Raw genomic sequence first — 16047 nt, 5'->3', positions numbered from 1 at the left:
GACGCGACTGGAAGTGAGAGTGTTGTTGGGTCATTCATCAGAGAATGAACGATTGAATAGAGAAGCCAGGTTAATGAAGGAAGGCCGTAAACGTTACGTAGAGGAGCTGCGCAAGCAGCTGCGCGAGCTGTATGATCTCTTCGGGCTGAATGTGATAGAGGCTGTCGGGGAAGCCGCGGGCCGGATTTACCGGATAGTACATACGATAAAAGGCAGTGCCCCTATGTTCGGATTTCTCCGGATCGGTACGATCGCCGAGAAGCTCGTGCATCAATGGGAATGGGCCCATGAGCATGACATTTTGGCGGAGCCGGACGACTGCAAGCTGCAGCGATACCACGCGTGCGTGCTGAATGGAAAGGTGCTGGTTCAGCAGCTTTCCATGGAGCTGGATATCTATGCGCAGGAGATGGAGCTGGATGAAGAGCAGGAGCATCGGGGGCGGACGGTTGGTTTGCCTGCAAGCAGCCGCCTGCTGGTGATTGATGATGATGAAGTGCTGAGATCCTATCTGGTCAGGCGGCTTCGGCTTGAAGGATACGAAGTGGATGAAACCGCGGACGTGGAAGGAGCGCAGAGGCTGCTGCGCGAGCACAGCTACGAATTGATTACATTGGATTTAATGATGCATCCGCACTCCGGCTACGAGTTGTTCGAATATGTCAAAGACGACCCGACACTCAAATGGGTACCGCTTGTTGTGTTGTCGGGCAGGGATGACCTTCACGATAAAATACGCTGTTTTTATTTGGGTGCGGACGATTATGTGACGAAGCCGTTTGAATACGAGGAGCTGAGCGCAAGAATATACAGTCTGCTGAAACGGACCAAAAATTTCGAGCAGATGGCATTCCGCGATCCGTTAACGGGAGTATACAACCGGCGCTTCTTCGATCAGCAGATCCAGGTAGAGCTTAGACGGGTGGCAAGGTATCCTGCTCCGATTTCGATGGTGTTTATAGATATTGACCGGTTTAAAAGCATCAACGATAAACATGGGCATCATGTTGGGGATGTTGTGCTGCAGGGACTGGCCCATTTGCTGCAAAAGCATTTGCGTGCGACCGATTTGCTCGCCAGGCTTGGCGGCGAAGAATTTGTCGTCGTTCTTCCGGGAGTCCCGGCTGAAGACGCTCGGACGGCAATCGAATGGATTTTGCAGCAGGCGCATAGGGAACCGGTGGCTCAATATGAAGGAAAGTCTTATTATATCACGTTTTCCGCCGGTGTCTGCGAATGGTCGGAGGGGCTGGATTGTGAAGAGTGGATGAAGTTCGCCGACGGCGCCATGTACACGGCGAAGCAGAGCGGCAGAGACCGGGTGCTCCAATACGAGGAAGGGATGACGATGGCCGCGCAGGAAGGGCACAAGCTCGAATCGCGGCGCAAGCGGGTGCTGATAGCGGATGACGATCGTATTTTACGTTCGATTCTCATGTCCAAGCTTCAGCATTTGCCGATTGATTTCGTAGAGGCGGCGGACGGGATCGAGGCCAAGGATAAAATCGCCCGCCAGCCCTCATTCGATCTCTGCATTCTGGATGGCGTCATGCCGAGAATGGACGGGATTGAGCTGCTGGAACAATTGGCTGCGCAGGAAGCCAAGCCGGAAGGGCTGCAAATTCTACTGCTCTCCGGACGCAGCCGGGAAGAGGATGTGCCCAAAATACTGGAGCTGGGCGTCAACGCTTATATGCATAAGCCTTTTTCGATGGTTGAGCTGGAGGTTAAAGTCAAGCAGCTGCTGGAGCTGACCTAGTGCGGGCGGCAGCCTGTTGTACCGTGTCAGGTACGGCAGGCTGCTTATGTTATGCTTCCAGCAAGGCGTCAAACAGCTCCGCAGTGCGAAGGTTATTCTCCACGCCGCCGACCTGGTCTTCGACGCACCACCAAGCGGACAAGACGGCATGACAGTATGCCCAGGCAAGCATTCTGCGCCGGTCGAGACCGAGCTTCTGTGCAAATAACCGGACTCTGCGGTCCAGGACGGGCGCCGGATCGTGCTCGGGATGATGGTTCATCAGGAAGGGAACGACGCCATATTCGGCTTCGCCCAGTACGCCCTTGGGGTCGATAGCCAGCCAAGGCTCGCGGGTCGATGATAAAATATTTTCATGATGCAGATCCCCGTGCAGAAATTCCAGGGGGGCAGCGCTCTGCTGAAGTTGCCGGTACAGCGTCTCCGCTTTTTGAACGACAGGCTCGGGCAGGGGCCCCGTCCCGCCTTGGAAATGCCGGCGCAGCTTGTCGTAGCCTTGGAACCACTGCGCCACTGAAGGAAAGGCTGCAGGGTCAGGAGCGGGCCTTCTGATGCTGCGCATCACTTCGATGGCGAGCAGAGTGGCTTGTTCCTCATCTGGAACGGATTTCAGCGTCTTCCCGGGATGAAGCTTCTCGATCAGCAGGATGCCACGTTCGGGCTCGGCGTCCAGCAGCTGCGCCGCGCCCTGGCCTTGATACAGCTGCAGTGCAGCGATTTCGTATAAGGCGTCCTTGGACGGTACGGCCAGCTTCAATACGGCCTCCTGACCGTTGTTCATGCGCACCGGAGCTACGAAATTATAAGAGAGCGGATAAGGGGGCGGCAGCTGGATCTGACAGGACCATTTGTCCTCACAGTAGGCAAGCAGCCGTTCGAAGCCCTGCAGCCAAAGCTCCGCACGCTCGGAGTGAACGCCATGGATAGTTTGGATGAACGATTCGGGTAAGGTGTAGCTCATCGTAAGCCTCCTTCGGTTAACCATAGTCCAAGATTTACCATAGCATAAACTGCATCCAAGCGGCAAATGCTTATCGGCTTTGGCCTGTTTTAAACTAACCGGCGGAGACGGTCTATTTAGTTATTGAATTATGGAATAAGGAACGTGCAGTTATGGCAATCGCCGCTATCATTTTATTTCTACTTACCTTAACCTTCGTCATTTGGCAGCCCAAAGGCTTGAATATCGGATGGTCCGCAGCAGCCGGAGCCTTGCTGGCGCTAAGCTTCGGAGTCGTCAGCTTTGCCGATGTAGGCACCGTAACGGGCATTGTGTGGAATGCGACGCTGACATTTGTAGGCATCATCCTTATTTCTTTAATCCTGGATGAAATCGGTCTGTTTGAATGGGCTGCGCTGCATATGGCGCGGTTAGCGCGCGGGAACGGCATGCGCATGTTTGTGTATGTCATTCTGCTGGGCGCGGTTGTATCCGCTTTGTTTGCCAACGACGGAGCCGCGCTGATTATGACTCCGATTGTGCTTTCGATGGTAAGGGCGCTGCGATTCGAAGATAAAAAAGTGCTGCCTTTTATTATGGCCAGCGGTTTTATTGCGGACACAGCCTCGCTGCCGCTGATTATCAGCAATCTGGTGAACATTGTTTCCGCAGACTATTTCGGAGTCGGATTTGCGCAATATGCCGGGCGGATGCTCGTTCCGACCGTTTTTTCGATCGGTGCCAGCCTGCTCGTGCTGTATCTTTATTTCAAAAAGGAAATCCCGCTCGGCTATCCGGTACAGCAGCTGAAGCAGCCGGCCGAGGCGATTAAAGACATACGGCTGTTCAAATGGTCCTGGGTGATTTTGAGCGCTCTGCTGGTCGCTTATTTTATCAGCGAATATTTGGGCATACCGGTTTCTTTCTTTGCCGGACTCGCTACGGTTATCCTGCTGCTGGCGGCCCGCCGAAGTCCGGTGATTCAAACCCGGAAGCTTCTGAAGGAAGCGCCTTGGACTATCGTCATTTTTTCCATCGGGATGTATGTGGTCGTGTATGGCTTGAAAAATGCTGGACTCACCGACGCCCTGGGCGGCATCATTCAGGCTTTTGCGGATAGAGGCATTTTTGCGGCGGCGCTGGGCATGGGATTTCTAGCTGCCATCCTGTCTTCGGTCATGAACAATTTACCTACGGTGATGATCGATGCTCTGGCAATTCACGGCACGCACACCGAAGGCGCGGTTCGCGAAGCGCTTATTTATGCCAATGTGATCGGTTCCGATTTGGGCCAAAATGACCCCCATCGGGTCGCTGGCTACCCTCTTGTGGCTGCATGTGCTTGCGCGGAAGCAGGTATATATCGGCTGGGGCACCTATTTTAAAATCGGTGTGCTGCTGACGGTCCCAACGTTGTTGATTACATTGACCGGGCTTGGTCTGTGGCTTTATTGGCTGCAGTGGTTCGCAGGGGCGCATCTGGATTTTCGTCACGGTATCGGTCGTAATTCTGGGTGCTGCAGCAGCTGTCATGAGGGCGGTTTTAGCGTCGAAGCAGGCTAAACGAGGCATCAAAGAACCGGATTTGTATTAAGGATCGGCATAAAGGCTGATATACGAGAAAAGAGCAATTCCGCTGTGAATTGCACTCCTTTGTTAGATGTTTGTCTACCATTTGGAGTGCAGCTCAAGGGAGCTGCTCTTTTGTTTTATATAGGCTTTTTACAGGTCGTCCCAGTTCAAGCTGGAGGACTTGCTGTAGTTGGTTACCTTTTGCTCGAAGAAGTCGGTTTTCATGCTGTTCATGTTGCTGAAGCTTTCAACCCATTTCATCGGGTGCTCAACCACCTCAGGGAATAAAATTTCCAGCCCGAGGTTTCTCAGGCGCTCATTGGACAAGTACTTAATGTACTGATCGATGATCACATTGCTGAGGCCGCTGATATTGTTATTCGTAATGTATTGGCCCCACTCGATTTCGTGGTGGACAGCCGTATTCATCATTTGCCGAAGCTCCTCGACGAATTCGTCCGTGAATACTTCAGGATTTTCTTTGCGGATTTCCCGGAAAATATTTTGGAATAAGGCCAAATGGGTCAGCTCGTCACGCTGAATGTACTTGATTTCGGAAACCGTACCGAGCATCTTGCCTTGGCGTCCGAGCGCATAGAAGAAGCTGAACCCGCTGTAAAAGTAAAGGCCTTCCAGGATGTAGTTGGCCATGATCGTTTTCATCAGGTTTCTGGTGGATGGATCCTCGATGAAATTTTCATATAAGTCGGTAATGAACCGGTTGCGGCGCAGCAGATGCTTGTCTTCGCGCCATTGGTTGTAAATATCGTCCCTCGCCTCGGCCGATACGACGCTGTCGAGGATATAGGAATAGCTCTGGCTATGTACGGCTTCCTGGAAGGTCTGCACGGTCAAGCACAGGTTGACTTCCGGCGCTGTAATATATTCGTTGATGTTAGGCAGGTTCGCCGTCTGCAGCGAATCCAGGAAAATCAGGAAGCTGATAATTTTATCATAGCTTTGACGTTCTTCCGGAGACAAAAACTTGTAATCCTTGGCGTCCTGCGCCAGAGGGATTTCTTCAGGAATCCAGAAGTTGTTCATCATGGTGCGGTACATTTTGGTGGCCCAGTCGTATTTCACGTTATTGAGCTCGATCAGGTTGGTCGTGTTGCCGCCGATCATCCGGCGTTTGCCCCAGTCCCGGTCTCCGTGTTCGTTAAACAGTTTCTTTTTGTTGAGTTGATCCAAGGTTGGCTACCCCCTAAATCCCCCAAGGAGCACCCAAGGGGCTTTGCCCCCTGGACCCCCCGGACGGGAGAGTTCAATGTGATGGTTCGGAACGCGTCTGTGAGCCTAAGCGGCGGCTATTCTAGCCGCGCTTAGGCTCACACGCTTCACGGTTGTGCAAATGTGCTGGTCGTAGGTGATACGTTGGCTCGTTGGGTGGTGCGGTAGTGCTTGGGCCCGCTTATGTGCGCAGATGTACCTTGCCGGGGGCAAAGTACATCTGCTTACACGCTTCACGTTTTGGGGTGGTGCAAGTGGGCAGAGCGAAAAGCCAAGGTCAAAGGCGAGGCAGATCGCTACGCTACTGCCGACCGCGGCGAGTCTCACGCCGCGTGGGTTAAGGGCTAAGAACGAAAAGCCAAGGTCAAAGGCGAGGCAGATCGCTACGCTGCTGCCGACCGCGGCGAGTCTCACGCCGCGTGGGTTAGGGGCTAAGAACGAAAAGCCAAGGTCAAAGGCGAGGCAGATCGCTACGCTGCTGCCGACCGCGGCGAGTCTCACGCCGCGTGGTTAAGGGCTAAGAACGAAGAGCCAGGTCAAAGGCAGGCAGATCGCTACGCTGCTGCTAAGTTGTACGGCTTCCCCGGTACACCGAATCTACTAACCCACCAGGAGTCGGTTTGACGACGACTGGAGTACTATGTGGTAGAGGGAAAGGGGCTGGTACGGTAAAAGTTTACAGCCGCCTTTGAAATGAAGTTGTTACCGCAAGATGACAACTTCAAGATCAGGGTTCCCCGCAAAGTAATCGGAATTCGCATCGAAGCTTCTCGTCACTTTGTGGGGGCGGGCAGCGGTGGAGTACCAGTCTCTTTTCTGCAATTCCCTGCCATGAATCCATTTCCACCAGACTTCCATCAAGTTGTCATACTGACTCCTATTATACCCATTAGGCCGAGCAGCTTACGCAATCCTCAACTTCAAGGCTTTTGTTTCGGACGTAGTAAACGGTTTTCAAGCCGTTCTCCCAAGCGGCCACGTACAGCTCAAGGAATTCCTTCGCGGACAGCTCAGGCGTAATGTACAGGTTGAACGACTGCGCCTGATCGATATGGCGCTGACGGGCGCCTGCAGCCTTGATGCTCCACAGCTGATCGATCCGGTGAGCTTCCTTATAGAACCACATCGTTTCTGCATTCAGGTTAGGAGCCGTTTGCGGGATGACCGCGTTTTTCTTCTCTTCGACGAAGAATTTGTTGAAGATCGGGTCAATGCCCGCGGTAGAGCCGGCAATCAAAGAAGTCGAAGCCGTAGGAGCGATAGCGAACATCCAGCCGTTGCGCACGCCATGCTTGGCAACCTGCTGCTTCAGCTCAAGCCATTCTGGGCTGTTATAGCCGCGGGAATCGAAGTAAGCGCCGGTTTGCCATTCGCTGTCTTCGAACATGCGGAAGGCGCCTTTTTCCTTCGCGATCTCCATCGAAGCTTTAACCGCGTAATAGTTCATCCATTCATAGACCTCGTCGGCTTTGGCGACATGATCGTCCGACTCCCATTGAATTTTCAGCTGGGCGAGCATTTGATGATAGCCGCTGGAGCCCAGGCCGACAGCGCGGTATTTTTTATTCGTAATTTCCGCTTGCGGAATCGGATAGTAGTTCAGGTCGATGACGTTGTCCATCATCCGCATTTGCGTAGTGACGACACGCTCGATGTCTTCTTTGGTATATACGCGGCCGAGGTTCAAGGACGACAGGTTGCACACGACGAAGTCGCCGCTCTTCACTTGATTCGTAATAATGCCGTCCTCATGCTGTGTCTGGATCAGCTCGGTCGGGCTCATGTTCTGGCAAATCTCGGTGCACAGGTTGGAGCAGTAGACCATGCCCGCATGCTTGTTCGGATTCGCGCGGTTGACCGTATCGCGGAAGAACAGGAACGGCGTACCGGTTTCGAACGACGAAGTCATGATCCGTTTCATGATATCGATCGCAGGAATCTCTTCTTTGGAGATTTTGTCGTCGTTGACGCACTCCCAGTAGCGGCGTTCCCACTCTTCACCCCAGCTGTCCTCGATCGAATAGCCTTTGGCTTTGCGCACTTCATGAGGATCGAGCAGGTACCAGGTGCCGCGCTCTTTGACGGTTTTCATGAACAAGTCGGGGATGCACACGCCAGGGAAAATATCGTGGGCTTTCATCCGGTCGTCCCCGTTGTTCGTTTTCAGGTTCAGAAAGTCGAATATATCTTTATGCCATACGTCGAGGTAAACGGCTACGGCGCCGGAGCGCACGCCCAGCTGGTCTACCGCGATAGCTGTATTGTTGTAGTTTTTGATCCATGGCACGACGCCGCCGGCGACATTTTTGTATCCGCGAATGTTGGAGCCGCGGCTGCGCACTTTGCCGACATAGATCCCCATGCCGCCGCCGTGCTTGGAAACCTGAGCGAAGCTCTGGTCGACGTTGTAAATGCCCCACAGGTTGTCGGGAACGGTATCGATAAAGCAGCTGGACAACTGATGCAGCGGCTTGCGCGCATTCGCGAGCGTCGGGGTAGCAACGGTCATTTCCAGGCTGCTGAGCACGTCATAGAACTGCTTGGCCCATTTCAGCTTGTCCGTCTCCTTCATTGCCAGGTGCATGGCCACACCCATGAACAGCTCCTGCGGCAGCTCGAGCACTTCTTTGTCCAGGCCGCGGATCAGGTAACGGTCGGCTAGCGTTTTGAGTCCGATATAGTTCAGCAAATAGTCGCGCTCCGGCTTGATATACGTGCCGAGCTCGTTGATTTCTTCCTTCGTGTAATGCTCCAATATGTAACTCCCGTAGAGTCCCATATCCGTCAAATAAGTAACGAGGGAGTAGAGGTCGCCGTACCCGAAATGACCGTATTTGCGGTTCAGCCGGGCTTCTTTATATAAATCATAGGCAAGCAGCTTAGCCGCTACATACTGCCAGCTTGGCTGCTCTACGCTTGTTTTTTCTACAGCGACTTGAATAAGAAGACGTTGGATTTCCTTCGTCGAAATCCCGTTGCGGAACAGCGGCAGCAGCGCGGTTTCCAGCTCCAGCGGGTCACACTCCGGATAAGCCTCACAGGCGAAGTCGATCACTTTTTTCATTTTGGAGAAAACTAACTCTTCCTGGGTTCCGTCTCTTTTTACGATGATCATCTACAACTACTCCTTTGTTGAGCCAGAATGGGACTCTAGCAAGTGAACGCTCTGGCATCATGATAAGAAAAACGACAGGGCAAATAAAAGGCATGAGGTCCGTGCCCCGAGGAGACGGTCATGCCATATGCTGTATTCGTTATTGAACTGAAGACGCGAAGAAGCGATTTAATAGGCTGTGTATGTCTCCATGCCAAATGAAGGGAAGCTGCGGTCGAGCGGCCCTTATGTAGCGCGCATTGCGGCGATTTTTGTCATGCATGGTTCTTATTTCCACAATATCTAGTTGTCTTTAAAGCCGTAAATTGAATTTACCTCAAGATATGGTGTGTGTCAATCTAAATAATTTTCGACAAGCGCATCGTGATAGAGTAGAGAAAACGGTAGAAAACGGGGGAAAGGCTCGGTAAACAGGGGTTTTTCGAAGTTTTCGAGAAGCAAAAAAGAGATTCGATTCAAGGAAACGAGTGGAAAAAATAGGTGGATAGTCCTACTTCAAGTGATAGAAAAAAAGGAGCCCGAAGGCCCCCTATTCGCGTTTTGGAAGTAATTTTACATATTCATCCGACATGCCTATCAGCCTCATGATATAGTTATAATCTTTCCGGTACGGGGTAAGATCTGTTATAGGCTGAAGCGTTTTGATCGACACGGCGGTGCCGTCATCGAAGCCTTTGCCGGGCACGAACAGAATATCGTCGTTAAAGAACGAGCCGGTTGGCAGATAGTACCGCATGCCGAACGTATTTTTTTGAATGTTCAGCAGGTCCTGCCCGAAATGAACGAAGTTTTTGTCGTCGAGCGAGATGCCCAGCAGGTTGGCCAGTGTCGGCATAATATCCAGCTGTCCGCCCGCCCGTTCGATTACCTGGCCTTCGGTTTGACCCGGAATATGGATGATGAGCGGGATGTTGAAGCGCGTCACGTACTCGTGGTACGTAATGCCAAGCTCCTGACTGAGCATCTTGGTATCGTTGTCCTGCGGCTGCAAGCCGAAATGGTCTCCGTAAGCGATAAGCACGGTATTGTCCCACAGCCCTGCGGCTTTCAGCTTCTCGATCAGCGTGCCGACCGCGTAATCCGTATAGTTGATCGACAGCAGATAGTCGCCCAGCTGTTTGCCTTCGATGGTGGCCGGAATGGTCATCTTGCGCCGGTCGTCCGGAATTTTGAAAGGGTAGTGGCTGGATACGGTAATAAACTGCGCATAGAACGGTTTATTCTGATTTTTCAGCTCGGTCAGCTTTTCTACACCGACACGGAACAGTTCTTCGTCCGAGGCGCCGAACGAATTGAAATGATCGTCGATATAATTGGGCTTGTCATAGTAGCGTGTAAATCCGATAGCTGGATACAGCTTGTTCCGGTCCCAGAAGTGAACCTCGTTGACATGAAACGTATTCGTTTCATAACCGAGCTCCTCCAGCAGCCTGGGCATACTGGGCAGGATACGATCCCCGTAGCCGGTAGACATAGGAATGGTGCCGGTCGGATAAATCGAGGTGTTCGACATAAACTCGGCGTCGGAGGTGTTGCCTTGGCCTACCTGCTGAAACACATGCGGAAAGTAAAAGCTCTGCGAAGCCAGCTGATTCAATACAGGCGTCAATTCCTGGCCGTTATACTTCATATGAATCGGAAAGTTCTGAAAAGCCTCCAGCTGCAGCACGATGACGTTGCGGCCCTGTTGGGAGCCGAAGTAAGCCGGCTTGCCGCTTTCGCTCGGCTGAATGCCGTAATTGAACCGGGATTGCACCCGGCTGACGGCCAGAACCGCCTGTTCGATGCTCGTAAATTTGGATTCGCTTTCAGCATTCATGCCGTTAATGGCAACAGACACTTCATAATTGAGCAGGCCAAGCTGCTCTGCCCGGACGAGCTCGTTGGTAATGCCTTTGTCGTACCGGATGAAATAAGCGGATGCGCCGGCACCGATGACGAGCACAATCAGGACCGCATACCTGCGGACAGACCTTTCCTGCATAAGCCGAATTTGGCGGGGGCCCGGGATAAGCAGCATAATGACGGCGATAAGCATGTCAACGAAAAATAAGAAATCCTCTAAATGAAGCGCCGCCTTCACGCTGGATGAAATATGGATCAGCTGCTTGATCTCCGCAATGGCCGTATACGTGACGACGGAGCCGAAATGCTCGAAGTAAAGCGTCGCCGCCAGAAAGATGATAGAGAGCAGCAAATTTAAACACCAGTAGGCGGTTTTTTTTCCTTTGCGCGGAACAATCAGCTCAAAGACGCTTGTCAAGACAAGCACGCTCGCCAAATCGAGCAGCCACCCTTTCCAATCCACTTCGTGGAACAAGTAGAAGCGAAGCAGTGCCATTTTAGCCCATAACAGCAGAGAGAAGATGATATAAGGACTTCTCCAGGCATGGTTCCTTGTATTTTGCATTCTGTGAGCGGCCTCCTGTTTTTCTTCAATCTATGAATATGTACCCGCAATCATTACTTCTCATTCATTGACCGATTTGTGAAGATATAAACCTGCCGTTGAAAGTATGACAGTCCCGTGAAAAATTTGGTTTGTCCTGCCGGAGTATGCTACATTAAGAGAAGCTTACTTTTCGTTATTAATTCATAAAAAATAGTTCGCGATCAACATCCGATTTAAGGAGGTTAGCCACGATGAAGCGTACCTATTTTACCCTGGATGAAGCGAATGCCATGCTGCCTCTGGTGAAGGCGGAATTGGAGAAGCTGCAGTCCATCAAGAGGGAATTTGCGGAGAAATACGAGCAGCTGCGGCAGCTGAAAGCGTATCACCGGGAATACGGCATCGTCTCTGAGGAGGGAGATCCCTATTTCACACTGGAGTGCGAAATGGACTTTTTGCAGGTGGAGGGCAATACAATACTACTAAGCTTTGAGCTTAAGGGCGTACAGCTTAAGGATCTGGATACGGGACTCATCGACTTTCCTGCCCTGCTCAACGGTGAAGAAGTGCTGCTGTGCTGGCGTCAGGGAGAAGAGCGCGTAGAGCATTACCATGGGCTTTATGACGGGTTTGCAGGAAGGAAACGGCTGAACGAGGAAGGTTGAGCGGTTTCGTCCGGATCATGCTGATTCCACGAGGCTGTTAGGAGGATTTATTGACAATGGGCTGTATGACTAGAATCGGACAGGGGCCGGAGCATGCGCTGCGCTGGCTTCGTTTTACGCTGGCCGTTTGCTTCGCTGTGCTGTTTATTGCGGGCATGCCTCTGCGTGCTTCGGCGCACGCAAGCTTGCTGGAGGCCGTTCCCGCGGCCAACGCGGAGCTCGGCCAAGCGCCGGAGCAGGTCGTTCTAACGTTCAATGAACGGCTGGAGGACGGCGCCTTTTACATCAAGGTATTGGATATGAACAAGAAGCCCGTCACGAGTGACAAGGCAAGGATGAACGGAGATCATACAGCCGTACTGCTGGATCTCCCCAAGCTGGACTCGGGCAATTATCTCGTAACCTATCATATTATTTCCGCAGACGGGCATCCAGTTGACGGGACCTACTTGTTTGCGGTAGGGCAGCCTTTGAGCCAGCTCCCGTCCGGGACGCCGGGGGAAATGGAGCATCTTCATGCCCACGGGCTCAGCACAGGCTTAAGCTTCGAGGATGCGGTGCAGTTCATCTCCCGCATACTGTATTACATAGTCATGCTGGCCTTTACCGGCTGGGTATTATGGATGCGGCTGAGCGGCAACCGGATGGAGGCGGGCACGGCCTCCTATTTATCGAATTGGGGCGCTCAACTGCAGCGAGTCTACCTCATCGTATTTATTTTCTTTATGTTTACGCATGTGTATGCATTGATCGGCGACGGCGGGGCGGATGCGCTGACGGCGATTTTTACGAGTACGGGGGCAGGCTATATTTGGATAGCCTCTCTGCTGTTATCGCTGCTCAGCTTCGTCGTGCTCTACCGGAGCCTGTGGCTCGACCTGCTGTGGCTGCTCTGCATCTGGCTCACGAAGGGGCTTAACGGTCATGCTTCGGTCTTCGAGCCTGCCGCCCAGACGATTGTGCTGGATTGGATTCATTTGGCGGCTGCGGCGCTGTGGGTAGGCGGTCTGTTCATGCTGCTGCTGCTGTGGCGCAAGAATCAAGAGGAAGGGATGGCCTTCCTGCCCAAATTCTCGTCAGCGGCGCTGTTCTCTATCGTGCTGCTGGTTGTTTCCGGTGTGCTCTGGTCCTGATCTTCCTGCCGAATCCGGCATACATTGTGGATACGCAGTGGGGGCAGCTGCTGCTTGTCAAAAGCGCCCTCGTGCTGCTCGTTGTGCTGACCGGTGCGTCTATCCGTCTCCTGTACCGCAGACGCAAGCTGCAGCAAGCCAAGGTGTTACTGCGGACGGATGCCGTGCTGGCGCTCCTGATTACCGCGATTGTCGGCGTGTTCACTTATTTGACGCCGCTGCCGGCGAACGAACCTTTGAACTGGCATGTGATGGGCGAGAAGATTCATATGACCGCCCAAATTACGCCGAATGTGCCGGGGGTAAACAATTTTACCGTGAAGGTCTGGCTGCCTGAGACGCTCGGAAAGCCGAAGCAGATCGTCATGAAGCTCCAGGACGCCAAGACGAAGGATATTGCGCCGCTGGAGGTGCCTCTCGTCTGGACTGAGGATAAGAGCGGCATTCCCGAGGAAGCCTACGGCGATCTGAAAATGTATATGTACACCGCGCGCGGCGCCTATCTGCCCTATCCCGGCTATTGGAATGTCGAGATCCGGGTTATGGACAGCAATGATGATGAGACGGTTTACGATAAGCAGATCCGGCTGTTTTAAATTTTATATATGAAGGAAAAAATAAAGCCGCCAACCCGGCGCGCATTCGGACTATCGATCCGGAACGCTGCGGGTTTGGCGGCTTTTTACTATTAATATAGGAATGACAGCCGGGAAGCTGTGGGAACATACGAATTTCAGCCGAAGGGCTGCCGGCGTGAGAGCCGGTCCCGCTCTCGCTCTAGCTTTTGGCAGAATTGGCTTGGCCGCGGTTGGACTGCAGGGAGGCGGCCTGTACGGGGTCTCCTTCCTCCGAAGCGCGGTAGCTGAAGTAGAAGCACAGCCGGGATATACCGATGACGATAAAGCATCCCCAGATCGGAAGCACGGAGACCAGGATGCCGGTCGCCAAGGCGCCGAGGCCGTTGCCCGCATTCATAACGAGCTGGAAGTCGGAGAAATAGGCCATCTCCTTGCGGTGCTTCGCCGCCTCCTTCATCATGATCGTCTGTGAGGCAACTTCATGCACGGACAGGCATACGCCGACCCATCCCTGTGCGATGAACAGCAGCCAGAACGAATGGATAAAGCCGTAGGGCAGCACGGCCAGCGCCATACCGATCACGGCGACGCCGTATACTTTTATCATGCCGTACCGTTCCATGCATTTACGGGCCACCGGAAGAAGCACGGTGGAGACGATCCCCGCTATGACCACGAAATAGGCAATCTGGGAGTTGCTCAGCTTCAGCACGTTGACATGATAAATGACGAACAGCGGCGTCACCATCGCGATGCCGACATTGTTCAGGCCCATCCACCACGTGCGGCGGTCGCATTCCTGCAGCGGCCGGACCCAGGTCAGCTTGATGGGAGTCTTCTCTTTGGGAGCGAGCTCGGCAATCAGCGACATCCCGGCGAAGGTGGCGAAGCAGCCGATAAGCATGGAGATCACGTAGTTTTTCGGGAACATCCAATCGAAGGCGTCCAGAAAGTATCCGATGCCGAAGCTGCCGAACGTGACGATGAGGATGCCGATAATTTTATTATTGCTGAAGATACGCGGGAACTCGTTGGCGGCAACCCATTTGCGCATAATGGCCGGCTGCTGCGCCCCGGTAACCATCACCGCTATCGCATTGATCGAACCAGAAGAACAGCAGGTAAGGAATCGGATGGGGAAGCAGCACGGAGAACGCCATGCAGAGGAAGGCGAACTGCCGGATATATCCGCTTGTAAGAAAAACACCTCTGGTCAGCGGGAGCTGTCTGGTAATAAAAGCCAGCGACAGCGCGCAGAACAGAGGCGGGAGTGAGTTAGATAAGGCGATTTCAAAATTGCTTGCGCCCAGACGCGCAATAAGCACCTGCAAGAAGGTGAAGAACGTGACGCTCTTCATATTCTGCAGGGCGGCATCCAGGTAGATACGGGTTGTCAGCTTCATCGGTCTCAAGCCTTCTTTCTTGGCAGCGGGAGCATTGCGCTCCGTAGTTTGAGTTCACCGACTAGCATATCGCGTTGAAGGATGGAAAGACATGGACGGTTCTGTGCAAAAACATGGATTATCTTGCTCATCCAAATACGAGTCCAGATTCGCTCCTACAGCCCGCAGATCCGCATAACAGCAGGGATGGATAGATTAATCCTTCCAGCTCTGCTTATGCAAATCGGATACATATTCCGCTGCCGCGGCGTTGGATATGACCTGCTCGGGGCTCTTGCAGCCCGGAATGACGGCTGTTACCGCGGGATGCTTCAAACACCAGGCCAGCGACCAGGTGGCCATATCCACGCCCTGCGGCACCTCGTTCTCGCGGATGCGCTGGACCTCCTCGAGCTTGGCTGCGGTCTGCTCCCGGTCATGGCGCTGCCGCACGTCGTTGTCGCCGAATACCGCCCCCGGCTTGTATTTGCCGCTTAAGTAGCCGCTGGCAAGCGGCACGCGCGCCAGAACGCCCAGATCCTGCTCCTCGCAGGAAGGGAAGACGCGTTCCTCGGGCTTGCGGTCCAAGCGGTTATAGACCACCTGGATGGCCTGTGAGCCTACCTTATGCGAAGCCGCTGTCTGGTGGAGATTATCGTTGCTGCCGATCGAGGTGCCGAGGTGGCGGATTTTGCCTGCTTGCACCTGTTTATCCAATAAGGTCCACAGCTCGTCCTGATCGAATGCTTCGTCGGAGCCGGAATGGAATTGATAAAGGTCGATATAATCCGTTTGCAGCGCCTTCAAGGATGCGTCCAGCTGCTGAAGTACTTCCTGCGGAGACCAGTGCTGCGTCCGCTCCTGATGACCGTGAAAATGATGGCCGAATTTCGTGGCGATCACCCAATCCTCCCGGCGCCGGCGCGACACGTAATCGCCGATCAAGGCTTCAGAGGTATGGTCGCCGTAGCACTCGGCCGTATCGATCAGGTTGATGCCGGAGGCGTGAGCTTGATCCAGAATGGCGTCAGCCTCTTCTTGCGTAAAAGCTTTTCCCCACTCGCCGCCGAACTGCCATGTGCCGACCCCGATGACCGAGACCTTGAGATTCGTGCTTCCCAATCTGCGGTATTTCATTTTGCTTTCCCTCCCTGATATTGGATGATATTGGATGCTGTCCATTCTTATTGTACCGACGAGCCTGCGGCAAAGTCAAAGAAACTTGATTCCGAACGCCATTTTGGAATAAAATGTTGCCAGCATATCCAAATTATAATGAAG

The 16047-nt window shown here is 53.2% G+C and carries 12 protein-coding genes and 1 pseudogene; 5 read left to right on the top strand and 8 right to left on the bottom strand.

Annotation, left to right across the window (positions count from 1 at the left end; translation table 11 throughout):
• Window positions 1-73: 73 nt before the first annotated feature.
• A complete protein-coding gene (locus ACHHV8_RS26830) occupies window positions 74-1759 on the top strand; it encodes a diguanylate cyclase (protein ID WP_395162421.1) in 1686 nt (561 codons plus the stop codon).
• A gap of 49 nt (window positions 1760-1808) precedes the next feature.
• Here ACHHV8_RS26830 and ACHHV8_RS26825 read toward each other — a convergent pair whose 3' ends face one another.
• Window positions 1809-2720 (bottom strand): aminoglycoside phosphotransferase family protein, encoded by a 912-nt coding sequence (locus tag ACHHV8_RS26825; RefSeq protein WP_395162420.1) that lies wholly within the window; start codon window positions 2718-2720, stop codon window positions 1809-1811.
• A 152-nt stretch (window positions 2721-2872) separates the two neighbouring features.
• On the opposite strand from ACHHV8_RS26825, the pseudogene ACHHV8_RS26820 reads away from it, so the two are divergent.
• Window positions 2873-4157 (top strand): annotated as a pseudogene (locus ACHHV8_RS26820) (arsenic transporter); the annotation flags it as partial.
• Between the two features lie 264 nt (window positions 4158-4421).
• Here the strand turns inward: ACHHV8_RS26820 and ACHHV8_RS26815 are convergent.
• From ACHHV8_RS26815 to ACHHV8_RS26800, 4 genes are all read right to left on the bottom strand, one after another.
• Window positions 4422-5462 (bottom strand): ribonucleotide-diphosphate reductase subunit beta, encoded by a 1041-nt coding sequence (locus tag ACHHV8_RS26815; protein ID WP_395162419.1) that lies wholly within the window; start codon window positions 5460-5462, stop codon window positions 4422-4424.
• A gap of 741 nt (window positions 5463-6203) precedes the next feature.
• Window positions 6204-6362: a hypothetical protein gene (locus ACHHV8_RS26810; RefSeq protein ID WP_395162418.1), complete on the bottom strand. Its 159-nt coding sequence runs from the start codon at window positions 6360-6362 to the stop codon at window positions 6204-6206.
• Window positions 6363-6390: 28 nt separating this feature from the next.
• Window positions 6391-8616 carry a ribonucleoside-diphosphate reductase subunit alpha gene (locus ACHHV8_RS26805; RefSeq protein WP_395162417.1) on the bottom strand — a complete coding sequence of 742 codons (2226 nt, stop codon included), beginning with the start codon at window positions 8614-8616 and terminating at the stop codon, window positions 6391-6393.
• A gap of 529 nt (window positions 8617-9145) precedes the next feature.
• Entirely contained in the window at window positions 9146-11026 is a 1881-nt protein-coding gene (locus ACHHV8_RS26800; protein ID WP_395162416.1) for an LTA synthase family protein, read from the bottom strand.
• A gap of 233 nt (window positions 11027-11259) precedes the next feature.
• On the opposite strand from ACHHV8_RS26800, the gene ACHHV8_RS26795 reads away from it, so the two are divergent.
• The 3 genes from ACHHV8_RS26795 to ACHHV8_RS26785 are packed head-to-tail and all read left to right on the top strand — an operon-like array spanning window position 11260 to window position 13402.
• Complete coding sequence (locus tag ACHHV8_RS26795; protein ID WP_395162415.1) at window positions 11260-11673, top strand: DUF2203 domain-containing protein; 414 nt, start codon at window positions 11260-11262, stop codon at window positions 11671-11673.
• A 56-nt stretch (window positions 11674-11729) separates the two neighbouring features.
• Window positions 11730-12806, top strand: coding sequence for a copper resistance CopC/CopD family protein (locus tag ACHHV8_RS26790; RefSeq protein ID WP_395162414.1), 1077 nt, complete (start codon window positions 11730-11732; stop codon window positions 12804-12806).
• Between the two features lie 26 nt (window positions 12807-12832).
• Complete coding sequence (locus ACHHV8_RS26785) at window positions 12833-13402, top strand: hypothetical protein (protein WP_395162413.1); 570 nt, start codon at window positions 12833-12835, stop codon at window positions 13400-13402.
• Window positions 13403-13583: 181 nt separating this feature from the next.
• On the opposite strand, the gene ACHHV8_RS26780 is transcribed toward ACHHV8_RS26785, so the two are convergent.
• The 3 genes from ACHHV8_RS26780 to ACHHV8_RS26770 all read right to left on the bottom strand — a co-directional run bounded on the left by ACHHV8_RS26780 (window position 13584) and on the right by ACHHV8_RS26770 (window position 15903).
• A complete protein-coding gene (locus ACHHV8_RS26780) occupies window positions 13584-14438 on the bottom strand; it encodes an MFS transporter (RefSeq protein ID WP_395162412.1) in 855 nt (284 codons plus the stop codon).
• Entirely contained in the window at window positions 14389-14787 is a 399-nt protein-coding gene (locus ACHHV8_RS26775) for a hypothetical protein (protein ID WP_395162411.1), read from the bottom strand. The genes ACHHV8_RS26780 and ACHHV8_RS26775 overlap by 50 nt, the downstream gene beginning before the upstream one ends.
• Before the next feature lie 195 nt (window positions 14788-14982).
• On the bottom strand, window positions 14983-15903 hold the full coding sequence (locus tag ACHHV8_RS26770) for an aldo/keto reductase (RefSeq protein ID WP_395162410.1): 921 nt from the start codon (window positions 15901-15903) through the stop codon (window positions 14983-14985).
• Between the last annotated feature and the right edge of the window lie 144 nt (window positions 15904-16047).

It is taken from the genome of Paenibacillus sp. TAB_01, assembly GCF_043945595.1.
Classification (GTDB): Bacteria; Bacillota; Bacilli; order Paenibacillales; family NBRC-103111; genus Paenibacillus_S.
This window is presented reverse-complemented; position numbering and strand designations above follow the sequence as displayed.

Bases quoted from the DNA above. Each gene is read 5' to 3' on its own strand.
- ACHHV8_RS26830 (WP_395162421.1), top strand. From the start codon at position 74: ATGAAGGAAGGCCGTAAACGTTACGTAGAGGAGCTGCGCAAGCAGCTG.
- ACHHV8_RS26805 (WP_395162417.1), bottom strand. From the start codon at position 8,616: ATGATCATCGTAAAAAGAGACGGAACCCAGGAAGAGTTAGTTTTCTCC.
- ACHHV8_RS26775 (WP_395162411.1), bottom strand. From the start codon at position 14,787: ATGAAGCTGACAACCCGTATCTACCTGGATGCCGCCCTGCAGAATATG.
- ACHHV8_RS26780 (WP_395162412.1), bottom strand. From the start codon at position 14,438: ATGCGCAAATGGGTTGCCGCCAACGAGTTCCCGCGTATCTTCAGCAAT.
- ACHHV8_RS26825 (WP_395162420.1), bottom strand. From the start codon at position 2,720: ATGAGCTACACCTTACCCGAATCGTTCATCCAAACTATCCATGGCGTT.
- ACHHV8_RS26800 (WP_395162416.1), bottom strand. From the start codon at position 11,026: ATGCAAAATACAAGGAACCATGCCTGGAGAAGTCCTTATATCATCTTC.
- ACHHV8_RS26770 (WP_395162410.1), bottom strand. From the start codon at position 15,903: ATGAAATACCGCAGATTGGGAAGCACGAATCTCAAGGTCTCGGTCATC.
- ACHHV8_RS26795 (WP_395162415.1), top strand. From the start codon at position 11,260: ATGAAGCGTACCTATTTTACCCTGGATGAAGCGAATGCCATGCTGCCT.
- ACHHV8_RS26790 (WP_395162414.1), top strand. From the start codon at position 11,730: ATGGGCTGTATGACTAGAATCGGACAGGGGCCGGAGCATGCGCTGCGC.